Annotated in this window: 17 protein-coding genes; 6 read left to right on the top strand and 11 right to left on the bottom strand. The window is 33.5% G+C overall.

Annotated features, from left to right (window positions below; translation table 11 throughout):
- Positions 1-3: 3 nt before the first annotated feature.
- The 4 genes from ACYQ5R_RS09855 to ACYQ5R_RS09840 all read right to left on the bottom strand — a co-directional run bounded on the left by ACYQ5R_RS09855 (position 4) and on the right by ACYQ5R_RS09840 (position 3,174).
- The gene (locus tag ACYQ5R_RS09855) at positions 4-495 is read right to left on the bottom strand and encodes a CIA30 family protein (protein ID WP_460190772.1); all 492 of its coding nucleotides are present in this window, start codon (positions 493-495) and stop codon (positions 4-6) included.
- Positions 496-593: 98 nt separating this feature from the next.
- A complete protein-coding gene (locus ACYQ5R_RS09850) occupies positions 594-2,012 on the bottom strand; it encodes a Gfo/Idh/MocA family protein (RefSeq protein ID WP_460190771.1) in 1,419 nt (472 codons plus the stop codon).
- A gap of 11 nt (positions 2,013-2,023) precedes the next feature.
- Complete coding sequence (locus ACYQ5R_RS09845) at positions 2,024-2,821, bottom strand: 3-keto-disaccharide hydrolase (protein ID WP_460190770.1); 798 nt, start codon at positions 2,819-2,821, stop codon at positions 2,024-2,026.
- A gap of 11 nt (positions 2,822-2,832) precedes the next feature.
- A complete protein-coding gene (locus ACYQ5R_RS09840) occupies positions 2,833-3,174 on the bottom strand; it encodes a hypothetical protein (protein ID WP_460190769.1) in 342 nt (113 codons plus the stop codon).
- A gap of 100 nt (positions 3,175-3,274) precedes the next feature.
- Between ACYQ5R_RS09840 and ACYQ5R_RS09835 the strand changes: the two genes are divergently transcribed.
- Positions 3,275-4,132, top strand: coding sequence for a hydroxymethylglutaryl-CoA lyase (locus ACYQ5R_RS09835; RefSeq protein WP_460190768.1), 858 nt, complete (start codon positions 3,275-3,277; stop codon positions 4,130-4,132).
- Positions 4,133-4,178: 46 nt separating this feature from the next.
- Here ACYQ5R_RS09835 and ACYQ5R_RS09830 read toward each other — a convergent pair whose 3' ends face one another.
- Genes ACYQ5R_RS09830 through pta form a run of 3 tightly spaced genes read right to left on the bottom strand, consistent with a single transcriptional unit; the run spans position 4,179 to position 7,791 of the window.
- Positions 4,179-4,481, bottom strand: coding sequence for a hypothetical protein (locus ACYQ5R_RS09830; RefSeq protein WP_460190767.1), 303 nt, complete (start codon positions 4,479-4,481; stop codon positions 4,179-4,181).
- 38 nt (positions 4,482-4,519) lie between these two features.
- Positions 4,520-5,704, bottom strand: a complete 1,185-nt coding sequence (locus ACYQ5R_RS09825) for an acetate/propionate family kinase (RefSeq protein WP_460190766.1) — start codon at positions 5,702-5,704, stop codon at positions 4,520-4,522.
- Entirely contained in the window at positions 5,704-7,791 is a 2,088-nt protein-coding gene (gene pta, locus ACYQ5R_RS09820) for a phosphate acetyltransferase (RefSeq protein ID WP_460190765.1), read from the bottom strand. The genes ACYQ5R_RS09825 and pta overlap by 1 nt, the downstream gene beginning before the upstream one ends.
- A gap of 219 nt (positions 7,792-8,010) precedes the next feature.
- Here pta and rpsF point away from each other — a divergent pair, with 219 nt between their 5' ends.
- The 5 genes from rpsF (at position 8,011) to ACYQ5R_RS09795 (ending at position 10,374) form a co-directional block, all read left to right on the top strand.
- Complete coding sequence (gene rpsF, locus ACYQ5R_RS09815) at positions 8,011-8,352, top strand: 30S ribosomal protein S6 (protein ID WP_460190764.1); 342 nt, start codon at positions 8,011-8,013, stop codon at positions 8,350-8,352.
- A 6-nt stretch (positions 8,353-8,358) separates the two neighbouring features.
- Positions 8,359-8,655, top strand: coding sequence for a 30S ribosomal protein S18 (gene rpsR / locus ACYQ5R_RS09810; RefSeq protein ID WP_460190763.1), 297 nt, complete (start codon positions 8,359-8,361; stop codon positions 8,653-8,655).
- A gap of 13 nt (positions 8,656-8,668) precedes the next feature.
- Positions 8,669-9,121, top strand: coding sequence for a 50S ribosomal protein L9 (gene rplI / locus ACYQ5R_RS09805; protein ID WP_460190762.1), 453 nt, complete (start codon positions 8,669-8,671; stop codon positions 9,119-9,121).
- 100 nt (positions 9,122-9,221) lie between these two features.
- Entirely contained in the window at positions 9,222-9,695 is a 474-nt protein-coding gene (locus ACYQ5R_RS09800) for a DUF6495 family protein (RefSeq protein ID WP_460190761.1), read from the top strand.
- A gap of 1 nt (position 9,696) precedes the next feature.
- Entirely contained in the window at positions 9,697-10,374 is a 678-nt protein-coding gene (locus tag ACYQ5R_RS09795) for a TrmH family RNA methyltransferase (protein WP_460190760.1), read from the top strand.
- Here ACYQ5R_RS09795 and ACYQ5R_RS09790 read toward each other — a convergent pair.
- The 4 genes from ACYQ5R_RS09790 to porX all read right to left on the bottom strand — a co-directional run bounded on the left by ACYQ5R_RS09790 (position 10,371) and on the right by porX (position 13,976).
- On the bottom strand, positions 10,371-10,745 hold the full coding sequence (locus ACYQ5R_RS09790) for a hypothetical protein (protein WP_460190759.1): 375 nt from the start codon (positions 10,743-10,745) through the stop codon (positions 10,371-10,373). The two genes, ACYQ5R_RS09795 and ACYQ5R_RS09790, sit on opposite strands and share 4 nt — an antisense overlap.
- Complete coding sequence (locus ACYQ5R_RS09785; RefSeq protein WP_460190758.1) at positions 10,746-11,948, bottom strand: alanine dehydrogenase; 1,203 nt, start codon at positions 11,946-11,948, stop codon at positions 10,746-10,748.
- A 2-nt stretch (positions 11,949-11,950) separates the two neighbouring features.
- Positions 11,951-12,358 carry a tRNA (adenosine(37)-N6)-threonylcarbamoyltransferase complex ATPase subunit type 1 TsaE gene (gene tsaE / locus ACYQ5R_RS09780; protein ID WP_460190757.1) on the bottom strand — a complete coding sequence of 136 codons (408 nt, stop codon included), beginning with the start codon at positions 12,356-12,358 and terminating at the stop codon, positions 11,951-11,953.
- A 70-nt stretch (positions 12,359-12,428) separates the two neighbouring features.
- On the bottom strand, positions 12,429-13,976 hold the full coding sequence (gene porX / locus ACYQ5R_RS09775) for a T9SS response regulator signal transducer PorX (protein WP_460190756.1): 1,548 nt from the start codon (positions 13,974-13,976) through the stop codon (positions 12,429-12,431).
- Positions 13,977-14,058 lie beyond the last annotated feature (82 nt).

The following is a 14,058-nucleotide window of genomic DNA, read 5'->3' as shown; positions in this document are numbered from 1 at the left end:
TTTTTATATCAGTTCTATACGATCTACAATTAGTTTAAAATCTTCAGCAGTTTTATTGCCTATTAAAATACCAAATTGTTCTATATAATCTTCATTAAAATTTGGTTTGTTTAATTTATACCCTCTAAAATAGGGGTAAAACTCTTCTAAAGGAATTTCAATGTCTTGCCATTCTGTAGTAGTTTGTATATAAAATATGTAGGAGTGATAGTCTCTTCTATTATTTTTTATTCGTAGTTGGTATCGTTTACCATCACCTTTAATACGTATTTTGACTTTGGAATATGATGCAATGTCTATTCTTTTAAAGTCATGTCTAATAGAAGAAAATCCTCCGTTATTTTCTAAAGAAACAAATCCATAAAATTCTGCATGACCTTCTGCATTAATTTTTAATTTTCCTTCAGATAGACCTCCCATTACACCATCGTTTACAACAAACCAATTCTTTAATTCATCTTCTTTGTTAAAGTCGTATAAATCAATAGTATTCATGTGTATTAGGGAAATTAAAATTATAGGTAAAAGCATCTCAGTTTATTTTTTTGATTTAGTCGTAAAAAAAACCTGCTCTTAAAAGCAGGCTCTAAATATTAGAATTTTCTATAGGTTCCATCTAAGAATTTATTTGCTTCTTCCTCTGCAAATTTTGCTTTATCTCTATCCCAATGCAATGTTTGATTTGGAAATCTACCGGCAATAACACCTAACAAGATAGTTTCGGTAAGACGAGACGCGTATGAAAAAGGAGCAGTGCAGGTATCTTTACCTAAACATGCATCAACAAATTGATGGTAATGTTTGTAACTCTCTCCAGAATAACTTCTTACAGGTTTTCCTAAATTATATTTAGCAATTTCTTTTGAAATATCAACATACTTTCCATCTACTATCTTCTTTGGCAACTGCATAAAGTGAGGCAATAGCAATCGTCCTTTGGTGCCAATAAACATTGCGCCTTGTTCTGGCAATTCACTGTCCTTTGTTTCTTTAACTTCTAACGAAGATTTATCTGCTAAACTTTCGTTTTTATTTTGAGCTACTTTTTTCAGTTTTTTACTACCCGGTAAAAGTAAATCTTCATGCTCTAAAGGCATTCCTGGTCCATCGTACCAAACCCATTTAAATTTTTCGGCAGTGTACTTGGTACCTGGGAATTCATAGGTTACTACATTGTTTTCTGGGAATCCATAATTGTTAGAGGCTCTACATTCTGTTCTAATGGTTTTTGGAACATCTAACTCCAACGCGTTATAGGGTGTATCAAAAATATGAACTCCCATATCACCCAAAGTACCACAGCCATAATCTAGAAGTTTTCTCCAATTACCAGGATGGTAATAACCTTTTTTATAGGGACGTTCTGCTGCAGTTCCTAACCATAAGTTCCAATCTAAATTATCCGGAACCTTGTCTTCACCTTCAGGTATAGGGCCATCGTAACCCCAATTTTTTGGAGACCAAGCTCTAACGGTATGAACTTTACCAATAATACCATCACGAATTAATAAGGTTGCCAATTTATAATCGTAAAAAGAATGAACTTGAATACCCATTTGAGTTACTAAGTTCTTCTCTTGCGCCAACTTATTCATTGCGCGCGCCTCTGATACATGATGCGTTAATGGTTTTTGACAATATACAGCCTTATCCATTTCCATAGCTAATAAAGATGCTGGAGCATGCGTGTGATCTGGAGTAGAAACAACAACTGCATCAATATCGTCTTTTATTTCTTTAAGCATTACTCTATAATCTTTAAAGATTTTAGCATTTGGAAACATCTTATGAGCAGCTTTCAAATATTTACTATCTACATCACATAGTGCGGCAACATCAACTTGAGGATGTGATGAAATATCTTTCAAATCCTCCATTCCCATATTACCAACACCTATATGTGCTGTTCTTAACTTCTTATCAGATTTTGAAGCCATTGCCAATACTGTTGATGGTAAGATTGCCGTTAAAGCTAAGACGCCTGTAGTTTTTAAAAATTCTCTTTTCTTCATTCGTAGTTAGTTTAAAGTTTTTTAATTTTTACATTTCTAAACCAAATTGGGCTAGAATGGTCTTGAAAACCAATAAAGCCAGATTTAAAGCTGCCGTAAAGATTTGCATCTTTCCATTTGCCCGCATTTTTCTTAGCATTCCATTGTTCAGTCCAGGGAACGAAAGAAACCACAATTTCACCATTTAACCAATGCTCAACTTTTTCTGGAGTAAAGATTATTTTGGTGGTGTTCCATTCTCCAACCGGATTGAGTTTCTTTTTACTCGCATCGGCTGCATGCATTGCATAATCTGATGCCGTTTGCTGTAAAGGGTGCAATTGCGATGGGTTTTCGAAACCTATGCTAGTATTGTACGCTGTTAAATCATGAATATCAGCATAATTCTCATCGTCTATTAGTTGATATTCTGGTGAAATATCAGGAGCATCCATACCGTCAATTTGTTCTTTTAAATGATAGAATATACCGCTGTTACCACCTTTAGGAATTTTCCATTCAACATACAACTCAAAATTGTCAAACTCTTCAGCCCCGTAAATAATGTCAATTCCTCCTTTATAGTTTTGCTCTAAACCCAACTCCGTGTCAAAACTCAACACGTTGTTTTCTATGACCCAACCAGGAGGTAAACTCTCGCCATTATAGGCGCGCCATCCTTCTGCATGTGTATCATCTAATAATTGAATCCATTCTGAAGTTTTGGTTGTTTGATTTGATTCAGGTTGTGTGGTTGTTTTTTTCTCACAACTTATAAGTGCCACAACAAAAAGCACCAATAAACTGAAAGTTCTAAATTGTTTATTCATTTTATAAATAATTAAGGTTGATCTAAGGCTACATTAATAATAACAACTGGTGTGCAAGTTCCTTTTGAAATTTGCTCCATTGTAATGGTAAATATGGCGTCCTTATTTTGTAATTCCGTAAGTTCTATGTCTTCACTTTTATCAAAAAATTCACTACTCTCAATGCGATATACTTCGTCTTCAGAATTTAAGGCTTGGAAAGAAACTATAAAATCTCCTTTTAGATTTCCATCGATAAACGTCGGATTTGCCTTAACAACGTAATCAATGTATTCACAAGCACCACCTACTTTTTTACAAGAAACACCCGCTATCATTACGCATAACAATGCAAGGATTGATAATTTTTTCATAATCTTTTATTTAACTCATAAAAATATTACTTACTTCTGAAAAGACCATGGAAAATAGACAAACAGCATTTTTTAGAGGCTGAATTCATATATTTGAGGAATGAAAAAGGTGAAACTCATCGAATGTCCTCGAGATGCTATGCAAGGCATCAAATCGCATTTTATTCCTACCCAATTAAAGGCTGATTATATTAATATGCTACTAAAAGTAGGATTTGATACAATAGATTTCGGGAGTTTCGTTTCGGCTAAAGCAATTCCTCAAATGAGGGATACTGCGGAAGTGTTGAGCAAATTAAATTTAAACGAAACATCAAGTAAATTATTAGCCATTGTAGCCAATGTTCGCGGAGCTAATGATGCTTTACAGTTTGAAGAGATAGATTATCTAGGGTATCCTTTTTCTATTTCAGAAAATTTTCAAATGCGTAATACTGGAAAAACGATTGACCAGAGTATTGGTATTCTTGATGAATTGCTAAACATTGCCGATTCAAATAAAAAAGAAGTGGTTGCTTATCTATCTATGGGATTCGGAAATCCTTATGGAGATCCTTGGAATGTGGATATTGTAGGGGAGTGGACAGAGCGATTGGCTAATATGGGTGTTAAAATATTATCGTTGTCAGATACTGTTGGTGTGGCAGATGGAGGTACAATTTCATATTTGTTTTCAAACTTGATTCCGCAATATCAAAACATAGAATTTGGAGCGCATTTGCATACAACTCCAACAACTTGGTTTGAAAAAGTAGATGCAGCATACAAAGCAGGCTGTGTACGTTTTGATGGAGCCATTAAAGGCTATGGTGGTTGCCCTATGGCAAAAGACGAATTAACAGGTAATATGCCTACAGAAAAGTTAGTATCTTATTTTACAAAAGAAAAGGCAGACTTTGGAGTAAAACCAATGACTTTTGAAAGTGCTTATAATGTTGCTTTAAGAGTGTTTAGTTAATCGAAAATAAATACAATTCCCTTAAAAATATCCAATTGATATTGCTTTATAACAAATTATGGTGACGCAAATAATTTAGTTTGTAAATTATATAAATCAATGCAAATAATGATATTCCTATACTTAAGAATAATGTAAGATTCTTCTTACGTTGTTTTTTTCCTCTTAATCTAATTTCTGATTTTATCTTTTCTAATTCCGCTGGAGATACTTGAGGTCCTTTTAGTTTGGCATTATTATGATTTGTAGTATAAAATTTCTTTTTCCGATCTTTTCGATTTTTCTTTCTGTTCTCCCAATTATTTTTAATTGTTTGAGAAGTATGAAGCATATGTCCCAATCCAGCCATGTTGATAGTTTTAATTTACCTAAAATAAGGATTTAAGACTAATTTATCAACTTAAAACTCTGTTTTGCAATTTCTAATTCTTCATTTGTTGGAATAACCAACACTTTTACTCTTGATGTGGTGGTACTAATAATTCTAATTTCTTTGGAGCGCTCGCTATTTATCGTTTGATCTAAATCAATACCCAGATACTCCATATCTTCACACACCAAACCTCTAATTGTATTAGAATTTTCACCAATTCCCGCAGTAAATACAATAGCATCAACGCCATTCATAGTGGCAGCATAAGCACCGATGTATTTTTTGATTCTATAGGCATTCATATGCAAAGCCAATTGACAATCTTTATCACCCTCAGAGGCCTTTGATTCAATATCTCTTAAATCACTATGACCGGTTAAACCGAGCATACCACTTTGTTTTTGTAGCGTACTATTTACTTCATTTAAATCATACCCCAAATTGTTGACAAGATGAAATATCATAGAGTGGTCTATATCTCCACTACGAGTGCCCATTATTAATCCATTAATAGGACTAAACCCTAATGAGTGGTCTACAGCTTTACCATTCTGCACAGCAGTAATGCTACACCCATTACCGAGGTGTACAGTAATTATTTTCGAGGCCGTTGCTCCCAAAAAAGCAGCGGTCATTTCTGAAACGTATTTATGACTTGTACCGTGAAAACCATACATTCTTATTTTATGCTCCTTATACCATTTTGTGGGAATCGCATAGCGATGTGACTGTTCTGGAATAGTTTGAAAAAATGCAGTGTCAAATACAGCAATTTGTTTGGCATTTTTAAAGATGCCTTCGGCTACTTCAATTCCTTCATAATTGTGCGGATTATGCAATGGAGCCAGAGAGAATAGGTTTTTAATCTTAGCTTTAACTTCATCTGTTATAACTGTGGTATTTGTAAAACTGCTACCACCGTGCACAACACGATGACCTACGGCATCAATTTCATTAGTAGATCTTATTACTCCAAAATCTTTGTCTAATAACCAAGAAACCACTTTTTCTAATCCTTTTTTGTGATTTGGAATTGGAAGGGTTTCATCCTTTGAAAAAATGGTTGTCTTAAAATGAATTTCGGCATTTTCTTGACCGATACGTTCTACCAAACCAGAGCAGATAACTTCTGCTTGTGGCATTTTAAAAATTTGGTATTTGATAGAAGAACTTCCTGAATTGAGTACTAAAATATTCATTATTCTGATTGCGCTTGAATTGCTGTAATTATTACAGTGTTAAAAATATCGTCTACAGTACAACCTCTACTAAGGTCGTTCACGGGCTTATTAAGGCCTTGTAACATTGGCCCAATGGCAACAGCACCTGTTTCTCTTTGAACTGCCTTATAGGTGTTATTACCTGTATTTAAATCTGGAAATATCAATACCGACGCTTCTCCAGCAACTTCAGAGTCTGGTAATTTACTTTTACCAACATTCTTGTCTACTGCAGCATCGTATTGAATAGGCCCTTCAACTTTTAAATCAGGACGTTTTTGTTTTACTATTTCTGTTGCTTCTCTTACTTTATCCACATCGGCTCCTGTACCAGATGATCCTGATGAGTAGGAGAGCATTGCTACTTTTGGTTCAATTCCGAATGCTTTACTAGAATCTGCTGATGAGATGGCAATTTCTGCTAATTGTTCTGCCGTAGGATTAGGGTTAATCGCACAATCGCCAAAAACAGAAACACGATCATCTAAACACATAAAAAATACAGATGATACCGTATTGGCATTTGGCTTGGTTTTAACAAACTGCAATGCGGGTCTAATCGTATGTTGTGTGGTATGTGCAGCACCAGAAACCATTCCATCTGCATGCCCTTTATATACCATCATAGTTCCAAAATACGATACGTCTTCCATAATATCTCTTGCCATTGCAATACTCACATTTTTATGTTTACGTAATTCATAAAATGTTTGAGCGTAATCTTCAAAATGTTTATAAGTATTCGGTTCAATAATTTGAACTTGTGAGATATCTATTCCCAAAGCGTTGGCTTTGGCTTTAATTGCTTCAACATTACCCAATAATGTTAAATCAACAATATCTGTTGCAATTAATTGAGCAGCTGCATGCAATACGCGTTCATCTGCTCCTTCGGGTAAAACAATATGTTTTCTAGACTTTCTGGCTGTTTCTAAAAGTTTGTACTGAAACATTCTTGGTGTAATTCCTCCAGATTTAGAATCTGCAAATTTTACACGTAAGGCATCAATATCAAAGTACTTCTCAAAAGTCTCTATCAATCCTTGAATTTTTGTGTTATTGTCTGCATAAACATGCGATTGAATAGCCCCAACTTTATTGGCGATTTCAAAAGTCCCTTCTTCGGTTAATAAAATGGGGATTTGCTTATCAACTCCATTAATCAATTGCATTATTGGAGGCTCTGGTTTTAAACCACCAGTCAAAACTATACCAGAAATAGAAGGGTAATTTCTTGAAATATTTGCTTGTAATGCGCCTAGAATAATATCTGCTCGATCACCAGGTGTAATAACGAGACAATTTTCTTCTAAATAAGTAAGGTGATTGCGCAATTGCATTGCGCCAACTTTAAAGCTAGCAACTTCATTGTTTAGTTGATCTTCTCCAATTAACAATTCAGCTTTTAAAGCACTTACAACTTCTTTAATAGATGGATTATTTAAATTGTTTACCATTGGTAAAACAGAAACCAATACATCTTTAGAAATATGTTTGTGCATGCCATTATATACATCTTCAACATTTTTTTGTTGAATTTTATTTGCTACAACACTTAAAACTTCAACATCTTTTTCTACAAAAGAATCATAAGCAATCAATAAGTCACCGAGAAACTCATCCATATTTTTAGAAACACCACTCGATACTAAAATCGCAGGTATTCCTAAATTCTTTGCAATCCAAATATTGGCATCTAATTCTATGGCGGCACCTTCTCCAGAAAAGTCGGTACCCTCTACCAATACAAAATCGTATTGTTCTTCTAACTTTTTGAATTTGTTAATGATAATATCAATGATTTCACCGTCCTTATTTTGATTTCTTTTTTTAATAAAATCACTGCGCACAAGCCCATAGGCATCTTCGTGCTTAAAGTTTAGATTAAAATAAGACAAAACGGTTTTAATATGATTGTCTTCTTTATGTGGATACAAATCATCAATAATAGGTCTAAAATAGCCCACTTTAGGTGTTGTACCCAATAGTAATTGCATTAAGCCAAGAGCTACGATAGACTTGCCGCTATTAGGTTCGCTAGTCGCGATGTATACTGCTTTATTCATTAGCATTAAATTTTTTACAAAGTTAAAGCTTTATTGAGGCAAGAAAAGCTGATAAAAATCATTTAAAAATAAAAGTTTATTTAATCAGTTCATAGCGCATTTTTAAAACGAACAGAAAACCTACTGAAAATGTAGTTTAAATAAATGTTTATTAGACTTGTTGATTGATTAAATAAGCGTATATTTGCACGCTCAAAAAGTAAATTAAATTTAAGAATTATGAATCATTACGAAACTGTTTTCATTTTGAATCCCGTTTTATCTGAAACTCAGATAAAGGAAGCAGTAAAGAAGTTTGAGGACTATCTTGTTTCTAAAGGTGCCGAAATGATCCACAAAGAAGATTGGGGCTTAAAAAAATTAGCTTACACAATCCAACACAAGAAAAGTGGATTTTACCACTTATTTGAATTTAAAGCTGCAGGTGACGTAGTTGCGCCATTTGAGTTAGAATTCAGAAGAGATGATAGCGTTATGCGTTATTTAACTGTAAAATTAGACAAACATGCTGTAGCTTGGGCTGAAAAGCGTAAAGCACGTAATAAAGCAGCTAAAAAATAATCTATTATGGCAAGTTTAGAACAATCTGCAAAAGGAGGTAACAAAGGTGATGTTAGATACCTTACTCCATTAGACATTGAGACTAAGAAAGAAGAGAAATACTGTAGATTTAAAAAGAACGGTATCAAGTATATTGATTATAAAGATGCTGACTTTTTAATGTATTTAGTAAACGAGCAAGGTAAAATTTTACCAAGACGTTTGACTGGTACTTCATTGAAATATCAACGTAAAGTATCTGTGGCTATTAAAAGAGCGCGTCACTTAGCGTTAATGCCATATGTTGGAGATTTATTAAAATAATAACGAGGAAGATATGGAACTTATATTAAAACAAGACGTAGAAAACGTAGGATTTAAAGACGATATCGTAACCGTTAAGAATGGATACGGACGTAACTATTTGATTCCTCAAGGTTTTGCTGTATTAGCAACGCCATCTGCTAAGAAAGTATTAGCTGAAAACTTGAAGCAACGTGCTTTTAAAGAAGAGAAAGAAGTAAAAGATGCTACTGCAATTGCAGAAGCTATCAAAGCTTTAGAAATTAAGATTGCTGCAAAAGTTGGTGAAGGAACTAAATTATTTGGTTCTGTTAATAACATTAACGTTGCAGAGGCTTTAGAAAAAGCTGGTCAAGCAATTGATAAGAAATTCATTAAAGTAATCGGTGGTAATGTAAAAAGCTTAGGTGTTTACAATGCAACAATCCGTTTACACCGTTCAGTAGTTGCTGATATTCAATTTGAAGTAATTCCTGAAACAAAGTAATTAATACTGATTTGGGTTTAGAATAAACTCTTTCTATACTCAACAGAAATATAATATCTTTGAACCGTCCACAATGTGGACGGTTTTTTTATGACGAAATATGAAATATAGATTATTGACAAAAGAGCAATTTGAAGAATTGCACGAAGAGTTTGCAACGTTTCTAGCTTCACAACAAATTGATGCCAATGAGTGGCACGAAATCAAAAAAAACAAACCAGAAGTAGCACAACAAGAGTTAGAAGTTTTTAGTGATTTTGTATGGGATAGAGTTTTGGGTAAAGCAGAATATTTAGAGCATACTTCAGAAAAAGCTATGAATTTATTTTATTGTGCTCCTGAACAAATTTTACGGGTAGTTGTGCAGGTAGAAAAAGAGGGGTTTAGTTTCTTTGACAAGACCAGTTATAAGTGGTTCTTAGACAATTCACAAGACAGTACTATCTCATATTTTAAAGGTCAAAAACCATATTTAAAAGAACGAAATCAAGAGATTTTTGAATTGATAGAACAGGGGAGTGTGATTTCAAATGGAGCTTTATACCGAGGATTAATTAAAATTATTTCAAAATAGGATGACTCCTAAAGAGCAAGACTACTTTAACTATATTTCAGAGTTTGTTACAGAAAATAGACGCAATTTATTTGACCAAGTTTTAAACCAACGTACCAAACATTTTACTGTTGTATTAGAGGATTTATACCAAAAGCATAATACAAGTGCTGTTGTTAGAAGTTGCGATGTATTCGGTATTCAAGAGGTTCATATTATTGAAAATCGCTATAAAAGTTATATGTCTAATCAAGTTGGTAAGGGATCTCAAAAGTGGTTAGATTTTATTAAATACAATCAAGAAAGTCATAATACACAAAAGTGTTTAGATGATTTGAGAGCAAAGGGATATCAAATTATTGCTACTACGCCTCATAACGATTCATGTTTTTTGCATGAGTTTGACATTTCTAAAAAGTCGGCATTTGTATTTGGAGTAGAAAAAGAGGGCGTATCAGATATGGTTTTAGATCAGGCCGATGGGTATCTTAAGATTCCTATGGTTGGATTTACGGAAAGTTTGAATGTGTCGGTTGCGGCTGCTATTACTTTACAAGATGTTACCTCAAGACTGCGTCTAACCGATTTATCTTGGCAACTTACAGAAGATGAAAAATTCTTTAAAAAAATAGATTGGATGGAAAAATCTATAAAGAGTATCAAGAAAATACGAGAGCGTTATTTGGAGGATAACTCTTAGTTCAGTTTTTCAATTACTTCAAACGTACTTATGCTATCACACTTTTTAACGGTAAAGCGCAAGGTTTGCTGCTTAACTCTACTTTCAATCACATAGGTTTTGCAAGGTTTTTCTCTTGGCTTACTTTTATCAAAATTCACAGAGCCTTCAAATAAAACAGTAGTCATTGCAGTTGAATCTAATTGAAAGGTTTCTTTTGCTTTTAAAGCATTTTCAGAAAATTGATGGGTACTATTTCTAATATCTTTTAAAACACGTGCATTTGGCATATAATCAAATCGAGTATTCTTTTTTTGCCAAATAAAATAAACAATCATTGATCCGACTAAAAGTCCAAATCCGTAGTAGGCTAAACGCTGTGGTAATTTCATTTATAAAATCAAAAGATTAATATCTCTAAAAGGCAATTGAAACCAATCTGCAACAGATTTATTGGTTAAAATTCCGTGGTAAAAATACATACCTTTTTGTAGACTTTTATCAAATCTTACAGCATTTTCAAAACCACCTTCTTCGGCTAAATTTAGAAGATAAGGCGTAAAAATATTACTAATTGAAACAGAGGCAGTTCTAGAATATTTAGAAGGAATATTAGGCACGCAATAATGAATGACCCCATGTTTTTCATAGGTTGGACTTTTGTGTGACGTAACTTCTGAAGTTTCGAAACAACCACCACGATCAATACTAACATCTACAATAACAGCTCCTTCTTTCATTGTTTCTACCATGCTTTCTGACACCAAAATAGGTGCTCTTGTTTTACCACGCATAGCACCAATGGCAATATCACAACGTCTTAAAGCTTTATGCAAGGTTTTAGGTTGGATGGTAGAGGTATAAATTAATGTTCCTAAATTGTGTTGAAGATTTCGCAATTTAGATAACGAATTATCAAAAACCTTCACTCTTGCACCTAAACCAAGCGCAGATCTCGCAGCAAATTCACCTACAGTACCTGCCCCCAATATAACAACATCCGTAGGAGGTACCCCTCCTATGTTTCCTAATAAAAGTCCATTACCGTTAGCATCAGAACTCATAATTTCACTCGCCAAATGAATAGAAGCAACTCCAGCAATTTCGCTTAATGACTTTACTACAGGATAAGTACCTTGTTCATCGCGAATAAAATCAAAAGCAATAGCAGAAATTCTTTTTTTAGCCAATTCTTCAAAATATCGCTTTGTTTGCGTTTTTAATTGTAATGAAGAAAATAATATACTTTGCGGATGCATCATTTCTACCTCCTCATACGAAGGAGGTGCAATTTTTAAAACGATATTACATGAAAAGGCTTCTTTGGTATCATACGAAACTTTAGCACCTGCTTCTGAATACTCTTTGTCAGAGAAATTAGCACCATCTCCCGCTCCGGACTCTATAACTACACGATGGCCATGCGAGGTTAATGCAGAAACAGCATCTGGTGTTAATGCAACTCGTTTTTCTTGTGCGTATGATTCTTTCGGAATTCCAATAAACAATTCTCCTTTTTGCCTTTTAATTTCAAGCATTTCAGCTTGAGGCATCAATTGTTCTTTGCTAAATGGAGATGCTGATTTTTGACTCATATTTAGTTGATTTGAATGGTGCGTTTATTGTTATCTTCAATTGTGATTTGAAGATTGACAACGTCTAAAGGTAGTAAATTTTCTACTTTCTCACCCCATTCGATAAAACACCATCCATCACTATATAAATAGTCTTCAAAACCCATATCATATGCTTCTTCTTCATTATCAATTCGGTAAAAATCAAAATGATTAATGGTTGTTCCATCCCCTGCGACATATTCGTTAACTAACGAGAATGTAGGCGAATTAGCAACATCAGAAACTCCAAGTTCTTTTGCAATAGCTTTAATAAGTGTGGTTTTACCAGCCCCCATTTTACCATGAAAAACAAGAATCTTTGAAGTACTTTGTTTAATTACTTCTTTTGCAATGTCTGATATTGAATGTAATGCATATGTAAGCTTCATGTGCTCCCTCTGAATTTTGGAATTCAAATGTAATTCAATTAGCAAAGCTAGTCAAGAAGTAATAATTAGATTATTTAGGATCGAAAATTGCACAAGGGATAATCATCTCTTCCAAGGATATTCCCCCGTGTTGATATGTGTTTTTGTAATACTTTACAAAGTGATTATAATTGTTAGGATATGCAAAAAACAAATCTTCTTTAGCAAAAATAAAAGAGCTATTCATGTGTAGTGAGGGTAAGAAAATGTCTTTTGGATTTTTTACAGCATAGACATCCTTTTCAGCATAACTCAAACTTTTACCAGTTTTATATCTCAAGTTGGCACTAATATTCTTGTCTCCAATAACCTGTGATGGTGTCTTGCAGTTAATTGTGCCATGGTCTGTTGAAATAATTAAGCGTTGCCCCATATCTCTGGCTTTTTGAATAATTTCAATTAATGGAGAATTTTTAAACCAACTTACAGTTAAAGATCTATATGCTTTATCGTCATCTGCTAACTCCTTAATAACCGCCATTTCTGTTTTCGAATGCGAAAGCATATCTACAAAATTGTACACAACAACAGTTAGGTCATTGTCTTTTGTAGTTTTATAACTATCGGCCAATTGCTTCCCTGATTTTAAATTGGTTATTTTGTAGTATTCATGTTTTAATCCGAGTCCTAAACGTCTAATTTGTTCTGTCAAAAATTCATTCTCATACAAGTTTTTTGCTTCTTCATCCGTATCATTTCTCCAATATTGAGGATACATTTTGTTCATTTCAGAAGGCATTAAACCCGAGAAAATTGCATTTCTAGAATACTGGGTTGCTGTGGGTAAAATACTATAAAAAGGTAGTTCTTCTTGCTTTTTATAAAAGTCTGTAACCAAAGGTTCAATCAATTTATATTGATCATAACGTAAGTTGTCAATTACAACAAATAAAGTGCCTTGCTCTTTATTTAAGTTAGGAACCACATAATCTTTAAATAAGGTATGAGAAAGTGTTGGTTTATCTTCTCCATCAAACCAATCCTCGTAATTGTTTTTGATGAATTTAAAAAACTGTGTATTTGCTTCTTGCTTTTGACTTTCCAAAATTTCTGCCATGCCAGCATCTTTAATTGTGTCTAGTTGAAGCTCCCAATAAAGTAGCTTCTGATACATATCTACCCATTCTTCAAAACTGTTTACCATAGATAAATCCATCGCAATCTTTCTAAACTCTTGTTGATAATTTAGGGTAGTACGCTCGGAAACCAACCTTGAATGATCTAAGTTCTTTTTAAGACTTAACAGTATTTGATTTGGATTTACAGGTTTAATTAAATAATCAGCAATTTTATTACCAATAGCGTCTTCCATGATGTATTCTTCTTCACTCTTGGTAATCATTATGATTGGAAGATGTTCGTTTTTAGATTTAATTTCAGTAAGCGTTTCTAATCCTGAAAGTCCAGGCATATTTTCGTCTAAGAAAATCGCATCAAAATTTTCTTCATCTATCAAATCAATAGCATCTGCTCCATTGGTACATGTAGTAACTTGATACCCTTTTTTTTCTAAAAATATAATATGAGGCTTTAATAATTCTATTTCATCATCTGCCCATAAAATGTGTATGTTACTCATGCTTATTTGTTATATTTGTTTGTTACTGAAATTGTAGTTCTTACTTAAGATTGACTAAACAGTTTCATCAATCTTTAAAACA

The sequence above is a fragment of the Urechidicola sp. KH5 genome, from assembly GCF_054661455.1.
This window is presented reverse-complemented; position numbering and strand designations above follow the sequence as displayed.